Source organism: Bacillus sp. X1(2014), from assembly GCF_007678255.1.
In genome coordinates this window covers 256,157-275,472 of the sequence record NZ_VEED01000005.1, presented here as the reverse complement: position 1 = coordinate 275,472, position 19,316 = coordinate 256,157, and the positions used below count along the sequence as shown (strand labels likewise).

Below are 19,316 nucleotides of genomic sequence, written 5' to 3'. Positions count from 1 at the left end.
TATTTTGCCCCTTTTAAAAAGTTATCGGAGTTTTATAATCAAGCGTTATAGAATGGGATGTTGAGTTCCTTAATAGTTCATTATCGTTAACTTTCCATGTGTGGCTATCTTTATTTTTTCTTCTTAAGCAACAATAGTTATACTGATCATTCGAATAAATTGTAAAGCCATTCTCTTTAGCTCTTTTCAAAAAGTCAGAATCCTCACCTCTGTTTTTATCAGAAAAACCAGATAGTCTCTCATACACTTCTCGTTTAAAAACTAATGTGGCCCCAGCAATAAAGTCAGAATAGGTTTCCATTCCTGATCCCATAGTTTTTAATGATAGTAATCCATTTTCTTCAAAGTAGATATAATGAGAACTCTTTCCTACTACATCCGCGTTGCTATAATCCATAGATATAATCATATCAGTAAGATAATTAGGAGCATAATAATCATCATCATCAATTTTAGCTATTATTTCGCCATTAGAATTTTGGATAGCGGTATTTAAACAATAGCCAAGTGAATGTTGTTCATCCACTTGAATAATTTTTACATCATATTTCAATTGCTTAAACTTTTTATCCCACTTTTTAATATCCATATTATTTTTATTTAGAATCACTACTACTTCGATATCCGGATATGTTTGACTACTAATACTTTCGAATAAAATATTCATATATTCATCTCTTTGAGTAGATGCAATCAAAGTTGCCTTAGGTTTTTTAACAATTTTCTTATTAAGGCCGATTGTATCGCAAATCTGTTGAAGTCTATTCTTATAGGTATGATTTGTAAATACAAATCTTGATGCTTCTTTGACTTTTTTCTCTCTTAATGCACTATTTTTAAGATATATTTTCAGATAATCTTTTGTATCTTCTTTTGTCTTTGCAACAGGCACAAGATCATTAAACATTTCCTCTACACCAATAGAAGGTCCAGATAGTACCATTGTCCTTGAAGCCAAAACCTCGAAGACTCTTCTAGCAAACATAAATTTACTATTTTGAACAGAATTTACATTTATGAATATATCATAGTTCTTGTAAGCCTCTATCATTTCACCATACTTTAGATTACCAACAATATTTTTTTGATATTCCTCTGGCCATTGGTTATTTGGATATTTTTTTGGATCTGTCCCAAAATATCTATCAAAAATTTGAATATCAAATTCCAAAGCTGGTTTTATTATTTGTTCCATATCAATTTTTCTTGCATCATGTTTATTATTGTAATATGAACCACCAAAAGCTATCTGACCCATATAATTTCTGTCCTTGTAAATTGGATTATGAATTTGAGGTTGAGCAGCAAATGCAAGTGTATAAATATTTTCATTTTTGGTATATTGCTTAAAATTTGTAATATTATTTTCATCAGCTGTAAATATATAATCAAAAAATTTAGCTGCTCCCTTAAAAAAATTAAAGTTTTCAAAGCCCTCTTTATCCCAAAAGAGAGTTACAATATTTTTTTCTTTACAATAACCTGTTAATTCTTTCAGTTTTGTTCTATGGCTATTTTTATGGAGATTAGCAACTTCATAAGCCCATTCCCCATTATTCCCTTGCCAACAAGATTCAACAAACAGAAAATCAGGTTTTACTTCCTCTAACTCCTTCTTCCAATTTTCTTTCGATAACTTTATAAGGTTACAATCATATTTAAAACAGTCATAACTAAATTCGTCTAGAATTGCGGCAACAGTAAGATTATTATCTTTAACCTTTCTCTTATACCTAAAGTTCTTAATTTTATTTTTAAATTCACTACATTTATTCTCATTTAAAAGGGTACTTTTACCTTTGTTTTCGGATGAATTACCATTTGGTACGTATAAACTAGTACTTACATTTAACTTCTGTTCAATACTAACCTCTTTTATCTGGAATGTTCCCTTACCTTCAAGTTTAATAGCAAATCTGTAATATTTTGCATTTTGAGGACACTTAATGGTTTTCGTAAGGATACCACCAGCGTGTTTAAGATTTATCGAATGTATATTTTGTTCATTATCATAAAACAAAATATAGACAGTGCAAGTAACATTATTAAAAATATTAAAATCAATAATTAGATTGAGACAATTCCCTATTAATGCAAAGCTATTATTATTAGGTAATTTATTGAAATTTGTGGTTTTCTCAAATAAAGATAGATATACACTTTCTTCCTCAAGGTTAATAACTTGATTGCTATAATTAAAAGAGATATTTACCGGAGTATCAATAAAAAAATCAGAAAACCCATTTATTTTAATCATGGGTAAATTATTTAAGGAATTTACATATTCCCTTTTCTTTTTGATATCATCTAATGCACCTTTTAGTAAGACTTTAAGATTTTCTTTTTGCATAAACCTTTTTCCCTCTCCTTTCCCATATCCAAATAGTGATTCGACCCAATTTTGAATTTCGGAGGTTTTTATACCTTTTTTCAATAAATTCTTTTTCAACTAATAATTTCTCACACAGTAATACTAATTTTTCTTTTTCATCCAGGGTCTTTAGTAATTCTTGTTTTAAATTAATATTCTCTTGGACAATTTCTCTGAGTCTATCATATTCATTATTTCCCATAGTCAACATTCACCTCATAAGTAGTAGACTGGAAAGAATTATATACCTCAATAAACTGCTCCTTTTCTTCTTCCCAATTATATTTTAATTTTGCTATATGACAATTCGATCTTAGTTTGTTTCTTAATTGTTTATCCGTTAATAATTTATTTACTGCATCAGCTATTTCTAGATAATTATGTGAATCGACACACAAACCCACATTTTCGCACTCTACTACTCTCTTAATCTCCGGAAAATCACACGCAACTACTGGTACACCAGCCATCATGTATTCAAACAATTTGTTCGATGATGCAGAATAATGATTGAAACATACATTATTTAGAACCTGAAATCCCAAATAGGCATTTCGTGTATATTTAGGCAGATCTGCAAGCGGGACTTTAGGGAGGAACTTTACCTTATCCTGAAGGTTCTTTTCTTCAACCATCGTTTGCAGTTGGTTTTTAATTTTCCCATCCCCAATAAGGACTAGTACTCCTTCATTAAATAATGGTGCTGCCTGAATCAACTTATCCAGACCTCTGCCAGTCTGAATTCCGCCTTGATACAATAAGATTTTCTCTTCTTTCGGGATATCCAAAATCGCATGTAAATCGATCGTTTCTTCATTTGTATTTGTTTGTTTAAAAGGATAGTTGTGGACAACATGTGGATAAAATCCGTATAAATCTTCGTTATACTTAGCACGAGTGTCATTTTCGACCATCATTTCGTCAATTTTCTTTATAAGAAAGCGTTCCATTTTTCCATACATTGGACTAGAATAACCAGTACGGCTTGTCTGAACTTCATGGGAATCATAGACTAGCTTCTTCGGTTTCAGGCGCCACTTTGAACAAAAATATCCTTGTGGAAGTGTATTTAAATCATTAGAATGGTAAATATCGTATTTCTTAACATATCCCTTCATGATCATTCCTAGGATCAGACTTCCTCTAACCCAAACAACCTTTAACTTTGTTTTCAATAGAAGTACAGCAAGAACGGTTAGAATTGAAAATACAATAGGAGCGAAATAGATTAACATCCCCCAAATAAGCAGCAAAAAAGCCCCAAACAATTTGTTTTGCATGGAGTACCTGTAAACCTTTTGCATCAATTCTAATAAAACGGGATATCGTTTGATTCGGTAAACCTTAAAAAGATCATTTCTTTGTTCGAACCTTGGTAATGATTTATCTTTCGGATCGTGGATACAAATTAAATCCACCTCATAACCTGACTCCGATAAAGCGGTGCACTCTCGTAATACCCGGGCGTCATTCGTGAAATGATTCCACACAAACATACATACCTTTTTAGACATAATTTCATACCATTCCTTAAAAGTTAGTTTTATTATTTATTCCATATATTCAACTAGCTTTTTTATGTTAATTTCCCAATTGAATTTTTCAAGAATAAGCTGCTGTTCCTTTATAACCATTTTTTTTCTTCTTGACTCATCGTCTAATAACATCATGATTGAAGACAAGATTTCCTGCGGGTCATCTTCATGGATAGCAATCCCTATTCCTTCATTATTAATCAACTCTTTCGCGTATCCATCCACAATGCCGACAATCGGTACACCACATGTCATATAGTCTACAATTTTTCCAGGCAGCACTGTTTTAAACACTTCTTCATCCTTTAACGTGACTAATCCTAAATCGTGTTCGGAAATAATTTTAAAGCATTCCTTCTTGGTCAACGGATTAATAATCGTCACATTTTTATGGTTTTTAACCGAGTTGATTAAATCATTCTTATGAACTCCATATCCAATAATCGTTAGTTGAATCCCATACTCTTCAAATAGCGGAACCAATTGATGAATTAACTCCGTGTTTTGCGCCAGACCAAGGTTACCCGCATAAATAATTTTCCTTGATCCATTTCGTTCCTTATTAATTAGCGCTAGTTCTTCTTTAAGGGAACCATTTGGTATGAATACAATTTTCGAATCAGTGATTCCGGCTTTCTTTTGAATATAATCCTGAAAACCTAAACTGTTAATGACAATTTTATCAGACTTTTTGTATAGAACTTTTTCTAATTGGCCGAAAAAGTTTAGGATGAAGCTATTACTAAATACTCCCACTCCTTTTAAGGACTCTGGCCACAAATCCCTTATATCTAGAATGAATTTGGTTTTATATTTATATTTAGCAAACAGACCAACAAATCCTGTGAATATAGGAGGGGAAGTGGCAAAGACATAATCATACTTGTTATTATCTTTAATAATTAGGAGGATTAATTTAAATGCTATTTCCAAATAATACAGCAAGCGATTCATGATGCTGTTGGAATACTTTCGGTTATTGATGCTTATCCTGTGTATGTTATTGTCTTCACAATTAAGGGTTTCTTCATCCCAAAAGTCACCATTCTGATAAATATTTTTATTTGGGTAAGAAGGTTCAGATGTAAAGATCGTTACATCAAAATTCCCCCGCTTCAGTAATATATATAAATTCTTAATCCGATTAGCATGACTTCCTATTTCAGGATAAAAATGTTGAGAAATGATTAAAACCCTTTTCACTAACTAGTTACCACCTTTTAAATATCCTTAATTTCTAATAGGAAGAAAGTTAATTCCATTCGATTGAAATGACTTTTTAACACATTTGTAAGTAAATGTAAATCCTATTTATTATCTTACTCGTTATTCCTACGGATTAAAATGAAATACACATTTTACAATCAATTACCAATTAGTTAAATACAACTAATTTCGTAATCCTAAAGACATAAAGCACTTAAAATTATACTACAATTCTAGGACAGCCATTACTATTTTCTCATATTAATTGAATAAAATGTCGAAAATTATACGACACATTACATGATAATTTTACAAAATTCGACAAAGTATCGAGGGAAATAAATAAAAAAGGGTAGAAACCAATGATTTCTACCCTAACCAACAGAACTTATTGTGCTAATACATCAATATTTAATTGAGTAGTGTTATTAACAGTAAATTCCTTTTGTAAGCTATACCATTTTCCTTCTGTACTCAGCCAAATACCTTCTAGCTTGTATGTTCCGTTCGATAAGCCTGCAAAGCTAAAGTTACCATTTGCATCTGTTACCGTATCGTACCATTTTTCTTCGCCAGTCGTGGTGTGAATACTGAATATAACATTCGATAAAGCCGTGTTCCCTTTTGTTAGGGTACCAGAAACAGTTGGTGCTTCCACTGCTGGCCCATCAGTAACAACATCAATATTTAGTGTGGATGTGCCAGAAACAGTAAATTCTTTTTCTAAAACATACCATTTCCCTTCCATCGCGGACCAAATACCTTCTATTTTATAAGAACCGTTTGGAAGGTTAATACCGAAGTTACCATTTTCATCTGTTTGTGCGTCATACCATCTTTCTTCTCCAGTCGTCGTATGAACACTGAAGATGGTATCATTTAACGTTTTAGTCCCATTGGTAAGTGTTCCAGTCACATTTTTGCTGGCTGTTTGTTTCACATCAAAGAGTAATTCCGAAGAACCCTCCAACGTTCCGTCTTTTACAACGAACTGTTGATGTAACTCATACCACTTGCTTTCTGAATCTACCCAGATTCCGTCCACTTGGTAGCTGCCATCCGGTAAATTAAAGACAAATTTCCCAGTTTTATCGGATTTCGTATCATACCACTTGGTTCCATCTGATGAATGGATACTGAATGGAATGTTTGTTAACGCATTACTTCCATTCACAAGTTTCCCTGTTACGCTCCAATTTCCTTGTTCAGGTGCTGGGGCGTCGTAATCCAAAGCATCGATCATGAATGGGTCTGTGCCATTCAATAAGCCGTCTTTAATCATATACGTTTTACCAAGTGGATACCACGTTGGATCTGCCCAAATACCTTCAACTTTGTATTCACCATCTGGAAGATGATGTGTAAACTCTCCATTAGCATCCGTAGTGAAATCATACCAAACTTGTTCACCTTTAGAATAAAGACTGAATGTTAGGGATGCTGCAGGCTTTTCACCGATTACTAGTTTTCCTTGACCTGCAGGACTAGCTACCGTTCCAACTAACTCTCTTGTATCTCTTACACGGATTCGTGTACCTTGTGCAAAAGCACCAGATAAACCAACTGCTTCTAAGGTATCACCCGTTTTAAGAACTGGTACCTGAACATTGCTTTGGTTCACAATGTATCCATCCGTGAACACTAACACATCACCAGAACCATCATTGATGACATAAGAATTTTCATCAAACTTTGATACGACTTGACCTTTAACTTTAACTAGGAACCCTTGGTTGGCAGCAGAAGTTGCTTCGCCAGTTGGTACTAGTTTCGGTTGGACAGGATCACCTGATCCAAGTTTAATAACATCTTTTGCAAAGCTAGTAAACTCTAATTCAATATTATTATCAAATCTCTTTATGTGGCCATAAACACGTACTTTGTCACCTGGTTTTAACGAACCATCTGGAACTTCAAGGTAAGCCATGATGCCGCCAGTCTCATCTTGTAAGTTGAACGCATCAAAGAACACACCTGCTCCAGTTGTAACAGTTCCTTCTACCACTACATCTGTATCATCAGCCAGTTTACGTACATCTGCGATATTTTGAACTCTCATTTCACGATGTGCCAACCAATTGACTGAGTTAAAAATTAATTCGTCGTTACCCTTTGGTTCATAAGATTCATCCATCTGCTTATCATTAAAGATGTTCATCCCTGAAACAACGATTCGTCCATTTTCGCCAATTTCTTCAGAGGCAATTAATGGAATGGCTGAACCGCCTGTTGCATCAGAAACGGCATCATAGGTGTATCCGCCTAAAACTTTTCCTTGGTACGTTGTTTCATTACCTTTTGCAAGGATGGTTACTTTATCTGATTGGGTTAATGCCTTATTATCCGCCCCAGATAAACTTGTTCCACTGTAATAATCGACAAACGATACGCGGTCAGTTATATGGTTGGGTACTAATCCTGGATGTACTCTGACTGCATACGGGCTGACAGCTGGATCACTCCAGAAATTTCCACTCTTACTATCATCAAATACGCCATCATTACCCATACGGATAGCTGATCCAATTTCGCTTAGTACTCCGTTATTAATGGTAGGGTCTGTACTGTTATTGCTCTTACCAGCCATTAATAAGGAACCGCCATTTTTCACAAACTTTGCAACGGCGGCTTGTTCATCCGTTGTTAAAGCTTTTCCATGTGTAATGACTAATACTTTTACAGTGCTTAATACTTCATCTGTTAGTGCTGTTTTATTTTCAGCAACTGTGTATCCTTCTTTTTGAAGCATTAGCGTAAAGGCTTTTAAGTTATCCTTATACGTTCCACCATCTGTACTTGTGTTTTCGTTGTTATGGTTAGCATCGATTAACACCTTAATTCCAAGTGGCTCTTTAATCTTTACTGGTAATGAGAATTGAACATCACCAAGATTCAGTCCATCTAAGGAAGTTACAACGGCAATTAACTTATGATCGCCTTTAATTGGGCTTGCCCATGTAGCAGTAGCTGTTGCTGAAGTCTTGGATAGAATCGAAGTGATATTGTTTGTACCAATAAGATTCTCAGTTTTGACTTCATCGTAATAGAAATCTACTTCTAGGTTTTTCACGACTTCAGTACCATTGTTCGCAACTGTTGCTTTTAATGTAGCAGGGTTGCCGCCAACGATGACTCCTCCGTCAATATCAATGCTGTTAACTTTTACATCGACAGATTCTTCTTTAGACCAGATTGGTGAAGAATAAATACGTTCGCCATCCATTTGAGTAACTTTAACAACAAACCATTGTTGGCCGCCTGTTACTGTATATTCTGGTGTCCAAGTAAAGTCTTTTTCCATTGGTGTAATAGAGTCGACTACTTTACTGCCGTTTGAGATTAATTCAACTTTAGCAATTCTATCATCTGACTTATAAGATGCTGGAAGATAATCATAGTCTGTGCTATTTTTCGTTTCCGCTACTAAGTCACTTCCCTTAATATTAAAGCTTAGTTTCTTACTATCTACAGTTGAACCCATATAATAGCCATTGGCAGATACATCTAATGTGAAGTTCGGATCTTCTTCCATGTACACGCGCATATTACGCATGGAGTTCATTAAGGAATCTTGAGAAAGATCGTCTGCAACGATTACCGTACGGGCATTGATTTGCCCCCATGTTCCTTCATGGTTATCTTCACCATACGTAGGAGCAAGGTGCCAGCCTAAATCTAGAGTTGAGAAATATTTTGCTTCGGCATTGGCGTAGCCATAGTGACCAGAACCGTTACCAACTTCTAGCATCGTAAATAATTTATCTACATCGCTGTTGTATGGTTTAAAGTTATTAAAAGCATTGGCTGACATATCAGGGTGGTTAAATTGACCAACGATATTGTCATACGTTAATACCCATGCATAATACTGACTTAAGTCTTGGTATTGCTTCCCGTTAATGTTACGGTCGATAAAATTCTCTGTTCCAAAGATGTTTGAGTGACCCCATGTGGTTGAAGTCATTTCAAATGCTGGGAATACAACATATTCACCATTCTTTGTATATTTTGTAGCAAGGTCTTTCGTTGTTTGCCACTGCGTTCCACCGGAACGTTCTTGCATGACAGTTGTGCCATCTTTTGCTTTACGATTGACTGTATCTGTTCCTAATTTTTCAGGATCAATATCGTGCGAGTGATCTGAGAAGGCAAACCAGTCGTAATTATATTTTTGACCTGCTTTTAATGCATCTTCTGGTGTACCTGCACCATCATGTGAGATGTTGGTGTGGTTGTGTGTTGTTCCACGATAGTGGTTCCCGCCATCAAAACGAGGAACAATTTCAAATGTCCACTCTTTTGTATTCGTATTTCCTTTTAAGTCAGCTGCAGATACTTTAACTGTATGAACACCAATTGAAAGATCTTCTGTTGGTGTATATTTTACCTGCATTCTTGTAATGGCAGCCTCTGGAGACTTCAGTTCTTTGCCATCTAACCAAAGTTGAACGGATGCTTCATCGACACCACTAGGGTCATTAATTAAAGCTGTAATTTCTGGATGGGGCGTTTCTACCTTTGCATCTTTTTGAGGTGTCTCTCCGCTGAATGCTGGACCAGTTGTATCCTCAATTAAAGAGACTGCATACGGTGCTGCACTTGTACCAGTGGACTGTACCTTTGTACCAGCTTTTGCTTCGATATAGTACTCAAAGCCATTTACTGGAACATTCGCTGTATCCAATGTTGCTGTGTAACGACCATTGCTGTCATTCCCCATTACTAATGAAGTATAATCAGTTGCTCCCTTTGCACGATAGTACACAGTTACTGCTTCTGCACCATCAGCATTGGCAACGAATTCAACATTTGTACCTTTATACACTTCTGTTAATGCAGTGTGTGAGATTCCTAAAATCGAAGCAATATCTTTCACATCACGTGGGAATACTTGATATCCATTTACATGAGTGGCATTCGTTGTGTATTGTCCAACGATACCTGTAATCGTATAGCTTTTACCGATGACTAAATCTGTATCTGGTTTGATGCCAGTAGCACCCATTACACGGATTGTAGTGGCTTTTGTATTTTCATCCACTAAGGTTACGTTATAATTGGCACCTGTTGCTGCTACTGCTGAAACTTTACCTGTTACTGAAACTAAGCTTCCTTCAAGCGGTTCAGCTGTTGCAAACGTATTTAAATCAAGAATAGTGATGTCTTTAACGGTTGGAAGGGCCTGGCCTTCTTCAAGTTTTTGAATCGCGGTTGGTTCAAACTCAGTCATACCGTTATAAACAATGACTTTACCTGTTACGCGTAACTTGTCACCGCGCTGAACGGTAAGACCCGAATCAAAACTTCCAAAAACATTGATACCGCCAGTTGCATCTTGGATATAGAAGTTATTTTTCTGCGTACCAAGAATACCGTTTTGAATCGTTACTACACCTTCCACTGTGAAGAACCCGTTTAGGTTCGTTAAAATCCCTTTTGAGTCCGTTGCTTTCACTTCGTTAAGTGGAGTGATTGTAGTTAATACTGCTTTCTCAATTGATACAGGAGCACTTGGAAGCATGATCCCTTTGGTTGTGCTTGTTTGCTGTGTTACATACACTTTATCAGGAGCATTGTTGTTAATTTTAATATTAAAATCTCCTGTTGCCCCTGCTGTTGCAGTTGCCAGAAGTTCAGATGCATTTGCTGATTCATTTGGATATACCTTGATGATTGAATCCTTAATTGCTGCAGCTGCATTACCGATTAATGTACCTGTACCACTTGTTACCATGTAGTTTAATTTATCAACAGCAACATTTGATGATGCTTTGGCTACATCAATTTGAATAGCCGCACTTTCGTCCATATCGCCTTGTTTAGCTGACACATAAACAGATGGAAGCGCTGTAGTTTCTGTGAAGCTGATTTCAAAGGAACCGTCAGCTGTTGCTGTAGCTGTGCCAAGGGCTGTTCCCTTTGCTGCTGTTTCATATACCTTCACAGTTGAGCCAGGTTCTGCAGCTAGGGCTCCACCTTTAACTGTTACTGCATTATCCTGTTGTTGTAAAAATTGAATCGTATTTCCTTTTGGCTGCAAACTAATCACTGGAACCATTGGGGCTTCAGGAGTGCTTGCTGTGTTTCTTGGTGCAGCGACTGGTCCTACATAAAAGTCTGCTGCGTTATCGTCTGTATCCCAAGCATTTCCTTTACCAGGCGCTGGATCCGTGTTTGCATATGGACGACGTTGGACGCTTGTAGTATTGGATGGAGCTTTTGTTGGGCCAGATCCTTCAAAAGCAGTCGCAGTTCCGAAACCGACGAAATCTACTGCTTCAATTGGTTTAGCACCTGAAGCTGCTGTGGTTTTATCTTTAAATAAAGCAACCTTACCAGCAGTACCGGACATGGCAATCGCACCTGAAGCTTCAGGAGTTGGAAGATTTACCCCTGATGCACCGCCACCTTCCGAAATTAGGTAATACCCATGGGCTGGAATTATTCCAGCTAATGGAGTTGGTGTCCAACCCGTTCCCCCTGATGAGGCATATTGAACAGACCATCCTGTTAGATCAACTGGTTGATCAGTCGGATTATAAAGCTCAATAAAATCTTTATTATATGGAGCTGCTGTACTACCTGAACCATTACCCCCGCCACCAAAAACCTGGGAGATAACGATATGATCAGCCATATCTGCATGTGCCCTAGTAATTAGACCACTTGGCAAAAAGGTACTGACCAAGAGAAGTGCTGCCATAGACGTGCTTGTCCAGCGCTTAAACTTCCTATGTCTATCTTTCATCCATCTACCACCCTTTGTAGTAATTTCATTTACCCTAGTAAAAAACGCTTACATTGCTTTCACACCAAGGTATTATATCACTCTACAATTCTACAAAATTTTCAGTACTTTTGATACAGAAATATTTATACAATTATTTCTAAATAGCCAAAATAATTTTCAATACTGTATACAAATAGGGATAAAATGTGATTATATTAAGGAGGTTTTGCCCTTATTAACAATTTTGGTAAATTCCGCTAATTATTTTAAAATAATATCCAGGAGGTTCATTGTGCTTTCATTTTCATACAAAATTCGACGAAATATGAGTTTTTTTGATAGAAACCGTTATTTCTGTAGTTTTTTATCCATCCTTCTTATTACCCTAATTTGTTTCCCGAAACTCGCCAATGCCCATGCATATAGTGCTAGTTATACAAAAATAACGATGGCTGAAAAGAAAACTGAATTGGTCTTTACTCTTGATACTTTATCCCTTATAGAACTATTACCCGATATTGACCTAAATAAAAACTGGGTACTTGAAAAATCTGAAATAGAAAAAAATAGACATCATATTGAGGAATTAATTACTGAAGGTTTGACATTGGACAGGAACAACAAAGAAGTAACTCCTACAGTGGGGACAATGAAGCTGGTTAAAAAGGAAAATAAAGAGTTTCTTTCCACAACCATGACCTTTTCGGCCTTTTCGGCTGGAGACACGATCGTTTATAATGATGGCTTTTATTTTAAAGATACAGGAACGAATTATGTTGATTTAATTTCTGCATCTTATATGGACCAATCTAGTGAAGCTGTACTACAAGGGCAGGAACGGACTTGGACGATTCTTTTAACTGAGGTCCAGCAAGAACAGGGACAAGGTCCGACGATCCAGCAAGAACCTGTTGAGAAACAACCTGAGGCAGCAAATCCAGTGGGGAAGTCATCAACCTCTTCCTGGTTTTCTTTTTTCAAACTGGGAACCTTGCACATTATAACTGGTTATGACCATTTATTATTTCTATTTGCCTTGTTATTGCGGAAGCAAACCTTTAAGCAATATGCAGCCATAGTCACCTCTTTCACGATTGCACACAGTATTACCCTTAGCATGGCCGTATTAGGCTGGGTGACACTGCCCTCTCGATTTGTCGAGGCAACGATTGCTTTTAGTATTTGTTATGTCGCCGCAGAAAATATTTTCAGAAAAGAAATCCGCCGCCGTTGGAGTATCACCTTCTTGTTCGGTTTAATTCATGGACTTGGTTTCGCCAGTATACTTCGCGAAATGTCGATTCCCAAAAGTCATCTCGCCGTCGCATTGCTTAATTTCAATCTCGGGATCGAAACGGTGCAGCTTTTACTTGTCCTACTGTTGCTGCCAATTTTATCATTTATGTTCAAACTAAGAAACTCAAAAAAAATCGTCACCTATGGTTCATATGCAATTGTGGCTTTAGGGGCAATTTGGCTCGTGGAACGGCTCTTTCTATAGTAAAGATACGAAGGGATTGTCTTAGCCCAACTTGTAAATGGTGGGTGGACAATCCCTTTTCCCTATTGGAACTAATTACCTACATACGTTAAACGACTTGTCAGCATGCATTTTTGCCTGCAAAATTTATAACCGGTTACATTTGTATATAGATAAGCTAGTTCTTTTGTAATATAATTTATAAAAAAATATAATTGTCAAAAAATATGCCTTTAACTATTAATTATAAGGGTGAGTGAGATGAAGCCTGCAATTGATCCAATCTTAGTGATAGAAAACAATAAAACCAAACCAGTTTATTATATTTTCAAGCAAATATTAGATTCTATTTTTAGTCTTGGTGCCTTATTTATTCTTTCCCCAATTTTTGTTGTTGTTGCAGTACTCCTGAAAATTGACTCACCAGGACCTGTCTTTTATCAACAAGAGCGAATTGGGGTTAACGGAAAACCCTTTTTCATTATAAAGTTCCGGACGATGCGAAGTGACGCAGAGAAGAATGGTCCCCAGTGGGCAAACGAAAATGATTCTAGGATTACTAGAGTAGGACGTTACTTACGGAAATACCGCATTGATGAAATCCCTCAATTTATTAATATTCTGCGCGGTGAAATGTCGCTGATAGGCCCACGCCCTGAACGATTAATCTTCATTGAAGACTTTGAAAAAGATCTTCCGGATTTTCGTAACCGACTTCTAGTGAAGCCAGGGATTACCGGATGGGCGCAAATTAACGGCGGCTATGACCTCGATCATAAAGAGAAATTAGCTCTAGATTTATTCTATATTAGCAATTTTTCAATATCGCTAGATTTAAAGATTATTATGAAATCAATCCCAGTTATTTTGTTCGCAAAAGGATGGCGATAAATAAGTGAAACGGATACTTTTTTATGAAAGCCGGCCTGAATGGGGAGGAGCTCAAAAATGCGAACTCGAGCTTCTCGTTGCCCTTGAACAGGAGTCAATGGAAACCTTCTTTTTGACTTCAACAGACGGACCCATGAACAGTAGAGTAAAAGCCCAAGGAAAAACAGTTACACTGCTTCCTATTAATCAAGCCGTAAATAAGGTTCGAAAAGGACAAGTCAAAACTGGATTTCTTTTTTTATTTTCTCAATTAGTGAATATACTCCCCCACCTTTTTAATGTTCTTTCCTTTATCCTTCGTCATCGGATTGACCTTGTCTATACAAGTCAATTCCGTTCCCAGTTAATTATTGGCTGGTTAGCAAGACTGCTAGGACGAAAGGTCATTTGGCATATCCATGGAGAAGAACAACTGAATAATCTTTTAGGAAAAGTGGCAGTAACTGCAGCGGATAAAATTATTGTCGTTTCCCATGCCTTATCAGATAAGTATGGAGCGATTTTTCCTAAACAGAAGGGAAAGTTCATCGTCGTGCACAATGGGGTTAAACTGGTAAATCATAACCGAAAGAAAACTAATCCGATTTTTACTGTTAGTATGGTCGGTACCTTGATAGAAGGAAAAAGACAGGACCTCGCCATAAAAGCTTGTGCAGAACTGATGAAACAAGGGCTTAAAGTTCAGTTAAACATCATTGGAGAGAAACCCCCATGGCATAACGATGAATATAAAGATAACTTACATGGACTTGTGAAGCACTATCAGATTTCAAACGAGGTTTCTTTTTTAGGATGGTTAGAAAATCCGTGGGAACCTCTACTCGCTTCCGATGTGTTTATTTTGCCCTCAGACACAGAAGGCATGCCGCTTTCGATCATTGAAGCAATGGCCTTAGGTCTGCCAACGATTTCAACCAATGTCGGCGGGGTACCAGAGGTAATCGTGGATGGAAAAACAGGGTTTATCATTAATCCCGATAGTGTGGAGGAACTGGTTGAACGACTAAAGGTCCTCATAGACAATCCGTCTATATGTCTACGTATGGGTCAGGAGGCCCGAAAAAGGTATGAAGAATATTTTACGAAAGAATCATTTATAAAAGGAGTTGCAGGTGTGATCCACACCGTTTCATAAATGAAAATCCTCTATGTTATTACAGGCGCAGATATTGGCGGAGCTCAAAACCATCTACTATATCTTTCTGAATGGTTTTCCAAGCATGGTCATGATGTCCATGTTGTTTTAGGTGAGGATGGTCCTCTCAAACAGGAGTTAGCTAGGCTAAACATAGGAACAACCATCATCCCTATTCCGAGGACGATTCAATTTTCGAAGGATCTTCAAGCGTTATGGAGGGTTTTTCATTTCATTAAAAAAGGAAACTATGATGTGGTTCACTCTCATAGTTCTAAGGCTGGAATTATCGCTAGATTTGCTGGTTATCTCAATCGGGTGAAGAAAAACATCTATACCGCACACGGCTTTGTTTTCACTGACCCCACCCTATCAACGAAAAAAAAGCACTTTTACCTTTTACTCGAGAAGATTTTCGGCTGGATGTCTACCAACATTATCACGGTTTCTAACTATGATTTTCAACAAGGAAAGGCCCACGGGATTCATGCTGGAAAAATGACTGTCATCCATAATGGCATCCCTGAAAGCACAATCCTCTCATTAACTGAGTGGGAGAATAAGCAGCAAAGACTCCGTAAAACGGATAAAAAGGTGGTTGGCTTTGTCGGCCGCTTTTCATCTGAAAAAAATATTGATATGCTGTTGCGTGTAGCATCACTCTTTAGGGAACATAATAATGACCAGGTTGAGTTCTGGATACTTGGTGATGGTCCCTTGTTTAATTATTATCAAAATGAGATAAACAAACGAAACTTACAGTCCATCATCCAGTTAAAGGGGATGCAGACCTCTATTCATGATTGGATGGATCAGATGCATGCAATGGTGATTACTTCCCATAAAGAAGGGCTTCCTTACGTATTACTCGAGGCCTGTGGGCGTGGTCTGCCTGTGGTCAGCACCGATGTTGGCGGTGTAAAAGAAGTAGTGGACCCAAAGGGCGACAAGGATATTCTTGTCCCAATAAATGATGATAACGCTATGTATCAACAGCTGGTGTCCATTCTTACAGACGATAGTCTTCGCACGGAATTAGGCAGGTACTTTTTAAACCTTGCTGACATGGTAACGGTGGAACATATGTGTTTAGAAACAATAGAGATTTATAAAAGCTAGCATTAAGGGGAAGTAGTCTGTATGTCTTCTATCATAAAAAATAGCCGGATTAGCCGGGATACCATTATCTATATTCCCGTTTTCCTGGCACCTGCTCTGATTAATATTGTCTTATTGATGGTCTTTACTCGTTTTTTTTCACCCAAAGAATATGGAGATTATACTATCGTTGTAAATACTACCATAATTCTTTCCTCTTTTCTTGCACAATGGATACTATTATCAGTACAGCGGTTCCGGCCAGAATATAGTAAAAATAAGACGATTACAGAGTTTAATCACCACCTTAACCACCTCCTGCTCTACATTTCATTAGGTTTTCTACTGGTGGTAAGTATTCTATATATTTTCTTACCTTCAATTTTAATACACTATCAATCTTACTATTGGTCATCTGTCCTACTAATCATAAGTTCCATTTACTTTATGGTTTTAGGAGGGGTATATCAAGCTGATTTACTATCCAAGCCTTTCCGTAATTTAAATGTACTACAATCGATTTTAAAGTTAGTTTTTATTATGGTCCTTGTCCTGGGTATCTCGTTCAAACCTATTTCCTTTATTTGGGGTGCCTTTTTTGCACAGTTCTTAGTAACAATACCAATGCTCCGTTATGTAGAAACACAAAAAATGTTTATTCAAATGAAAAATTCTAGACAATCATTTATTGAGTTTACAATGAATTTTTGGAAGTATGGATTTCCATTAATTGGATGGTATATAGGCACAACAATCATGAACCTTACAGACCGTTTTATGATTGAATACTTTCGCACCGCAAATGAAGTAGGAATTTACTCGGCCAATTTTACCATTGCTGTTCAAGCGATCGCTTTAATTTGTAATCCATTGTTCTTTGCTATCCAGCCAATGATCATGAATGAAATTCAAGAACAATTCCATAAGGGACAGATTGAACGGAGAATTGCTGGTTTTACTCGTCTATTTATCATTATTTCGATTCCTTTTGGTGTATATTTTTCAATCTATAGCCGTGAAGTAGGTCAACTCTTGCTAGGTGGACAGTTTACAAAGGGAGCAATTATTATTCCAATTCTTATCTTTGGTTTCTTTGCATGGAATTTGGGTCTATACGGACAGCTTACTTATCAAATTTCTAAAAGAACCAAAGAAATGTTTTATTTTGTTGTCATAGCGGCAGTTGTAAATTTCGTGTTAAATCTTTATTTTATCCCTCTATGGGGATTTATTGGGGCAGCGATCTCCACATCGATTGGATTTATCATTTATTGTGGATTACTTTATTATTTTTCCTTAAAGTTTATTAAATGGAAAATTCCTTGGAGTACATTAATTAAGGTCTCTCTTGGTGCTATACTTCTTGCAATTCCGTTATTAATAATTAAAATGAAACTGCTAGATAATGTTTCACCACTCATTAGTATGATCATGGGTTTACCTTTTTTTCTTATTTATTTTGGATTGGTGTTAATCTTTTGGAAAAATACGTTAAAGCAAATAACTTCTTAGACATGAATACGGGGGAGGAGGAAATAAATGGGCAAACGGAGCATGTATTTATTCTTTACAACATTGTTTAGCTCCTGTATCGGGGTTCTGCTCTCCCTTTTCATGTATCCTTTAAATATTCAAGAAGGGGTACTACTTCTTGGTCTCATCTGCCTACCTATTTTCATCTATTATAGTTTTGTAAACGGAGGGGCATTGTCTCTATTTTTACTTTTTTGTAGTTTCGGGATCATGAATACATCCATAAAACTATTTGATCTACTTTTTGTTATTGTTGCAGGAATTTTTTTTATATGGAAAAAACAGAAACTTAGAGTAGCAAAAGAAATACGTTTCTTAAATTATTCATTACTTCTCTTTATTGTTGTTTCCTTGCTTTCTGTTCTAAGTAGTAAAGATGTACACTTAGCTTTCAGTTACTTTATTCATACCTTTTTTATGATAACCATTTTTTATTTTCTGACCCTTACGATACAAACGAAAAAGGAATTTAGTTCAATCATATGGGGGTATATAACCACTGTCCTTACTTCTTGCTTGGCGGTAATTTTCCAGAAAGCAGGCTTCATAGGTGACCTTGGAACATGGTTTCAAGGGGTTCGTGCACAAGGTTTTTTTATAGATCCGAATGATTTCTCCCCCTTTCTAATCTTAGCAATCGCCATTCTTATTGAAAAGGCTTTTTCTTATCATTACTTTTCAATCAAGTATTTTGCCTTTTGTTTCCTAGCGGGAACTGTGATTCTGACGTTACTGGCATCTATGTCGAGGGCCGCTCTGCTGAATTTAGCAATTGTTCTACTAATTTACTTCTTTTATTCAATATTTTATAAGAAAAAGTACGGACAAAATGCCATGTTATTGTTGCCAATGATAATTGTAGCAGTCGTTTTTATGATCGCTGCAGGTGATTCAATCATGCACTATATATCGATTCGATTTTCAGGTTCTAATGAAATACTACAAACTTATGATTCAGACCGGTTTTATTATCAGCGTCAAGGGATCATCGTCGGGTCTACTCACTTATTTGGTATTGGTCCAGGTCAATTTGAATATTACTTTGGCTATGCTACACATAATTTATTTGTTCGAATCATAGCTGAAAATGGGTGGATTGCGTTCATAGCCTTTCTCGGGATAATTCTTTATATTTTCATTCTGCTTATTCATTATCGCAAAAAGGAAGTTTGGAATTTGCCTGTTTATTTATTTTTATCAGTGTTTATAGGCATGATTATCAACAGCATCTTTTTAGATACCCTACATTGGAGATACCTCTGGTTCTACCTTGGATTATGTACCATTATCATAAACCAGGCGGCGAAAAATACAGAAAAAAGAGGTAAATGACGAGA

11 protein-coding genes are annotated in these 19,316 nt (G+C 36.4%); 6 read left to right on the top strand and 5 right to left on the bottom strand.

All coding sequences use genetic code 11. From position 1 onward, the window contains the following. Window positions 1-13: 13 nt before the first annotated feature. The 5 genes from FS608_RS12815 to FS608_RS12795 all read right to left on the bottom strand — a co-directional run bounded on the left by FS608_RS12815 (window position 14) and on the right by FS608_RS12795 (window position 11,860). Window positions 14-2,350, bottom strand: coding sequence for a glycosyltransferase family protein (locus FS608_RS12815; RefSeq protein WP_144550540.1), 2,337 nt, complete (start codon window positions 2,348-2,350; stop codon window positions 14-16). Then, a complete protein-coding gene (locus FS608_RS12810; RefSeq protein ID WP_144550538.1) occupies window positions 2,331-2,573 on the bottom strand; it encodes a hypothetical protein in 243 nt (80 codons plus the stop codon). The genes FS608_RS12815 and FS608_RS12810 overlap by 20 nt, the downstream gene beginning before the upstream one ends. Next, window positions 2,563-3,888 carry a glycosyltransferase gene (locus FS608_RS12805; protein WP_186328715.1) on the bottom strand — a complete coding sequence of 442 codons (1,326 nt, stop codon included), beginning with the start codon at window positions 3,886-3,888 and terminating at the stop codon, window positions 2,563-2,565. Before FS608_RS12805 ends, FS608_RS12810 begins: the two co-directional genes overlap by 11 nt. 33 nt (window positions 3,889-3,921) lie before the next feature. After that, window positions 3,922-5,109 (bottom strand): glycosyltransferase family 4 protein, encoded by a 1,188-nt coding sequence (locus tag FS608_RS12800; protein WP_144550533.1) that lies wholly within the window; start codon window positions 5,107-5,109, stop codon window positions 3,922-3,924. Between the two features lie 391 nt (window positions 5,110-5,500). Next, the gene (locus FS608_RS12795) at window positions 5,501-11,860 is read right to left on the bottom strand and encodes a lamin tail domain-containing protein (protein ID WP_144550531.1); all 6,360 of its coding nucleotides are present in this window, start codon (window positions 11,858-11,860) and stop codon (window positions 5,501-5,503) included. 274 nt (window positions 11,861-12,134) lie between these two features. Here FS608_RS12795 and FS608_RS12790 point away from each other — a divergent pair, with 274 nt between their 5' ends. From FS608_RS12790 to FS608_RS12765, 6 genes are all read left to right on the top strand, one after another. Continuing rightward, window positions 12,135-13,343, top strand: a complete 1,209-nt coding sequence (locus FS608_RS12790; protein ID WP_260871665.1) for a HupE/UreJ family protein — start codon at window positions 12,135-12,137, stop codon at window positions 13,341-13,343. A 240-nt stretch (window positions 13,344-13,583) separates the two neighbouring features. Next, a complete protein-coding gene (locus FS608_RS12785; RefSeq protein ID WP_144550529.1) occupies window positions 13,584-14,213 on the top strand; it encodes a sugar transferase in 630 nt (209 codons plus the stop codon). 4 nt (window positions 14,214-14,217) lie between these two features. Further along, the gene (locus FS608_RS12780; protein ID WP_144550527.1) at window positions 14,218-15,348 is read left to right on the top strand and encodes a glycosyltransferase family 4 protein; all 1,131 of its coding nucleotides are present in this window, start codon (window positions 14,218-14,220) and stop codon (window positions 15,346-15,348) included. Further along, window positions 15,349-16,467: a glycosyltransferase family 4 protein gene (locus FS608_RS12775; RefSeq protein WP_144550525.1), complete on the top strand. Its 1,119-nt coding sequence runs from the start codon at window positions 15,349-15,351 to the stop codon at window positions 16,465-16,467. 21 nt (window positions 16,468-16,488) lie between these two features. Then, complete coding sequence (locus FS608_RS12770) at window positions 16,489-17,958, top strand: lipopolysaccharide biosynthesis protein (RefSeq protein ID WP_144550523.1); 1,470 nt, start codon at window positions 16,489-16,491, stop codon at window positions 17,956-17,958. A gap of 27 nt (window positions 17,959-17,985) precedes the next feature. Further along, on the top strand, window positions 17,986-19,311 hold the full coding sequence (locus FS608_RS12765; protein WP_144550521.1) for an O-antigen ligase family protein: 1,326 nt from the start codon (window positions 17,986-17,988) through the stop codon (window positions 19,309-19,311). Window positions 19,312-19,316 lie beyond the last annotated feature (5 nt).

Coding starts and splice junctions, on each gene's coding strand:
- FS608_RS12815 (WP_144550540.1), bottom strand. CDS start 2,350: ATGCAAAAAGAAAATCTTAAAGTCTTACTAAAAGGTGCATTAGATGAT.
- FS608_RS12810 (WP_144550538.1), bottom strand. CDS start 2,573: ATGGGAAATAATGAATATGATAGACTCAGAGAAATTGTCCAAGAGAAT.
- FS608_RS12795 (WP_144550531.1), bottom strand. CDS start 11,860: ATGAAAGATAGACATAGGAAGTTTAAGCGCTGGACAAGCACGTCTATG.
- FS608_RS12785 (WP_144550529.1), top strand. CDS start 13,584: ATGAAGCCTGCAATTGATCCAATCTTAGTGATAGAAAACAATAAAACC.
- FS608_RS12775 (WP_144550525.1), top strand. CDS start 15,349: ATGAAAATCCTCTATGTTATTACAGGCGCAGATATTGGCGGAGCTCAA.
- FS608_RS12770 (WP_144550523.1), top strand. CDS start 16,489: ATGTCTTCTATCATAAAAAATAGCCGGATTAGCCGGGATACCATTATC.
- FS608_RS12765 (WP_144550521.1), top strand. CDS start 17,986: ATGGGCAAACGGAGCATGTATTTATTCTTTACAACATTGTTTAGCTCC.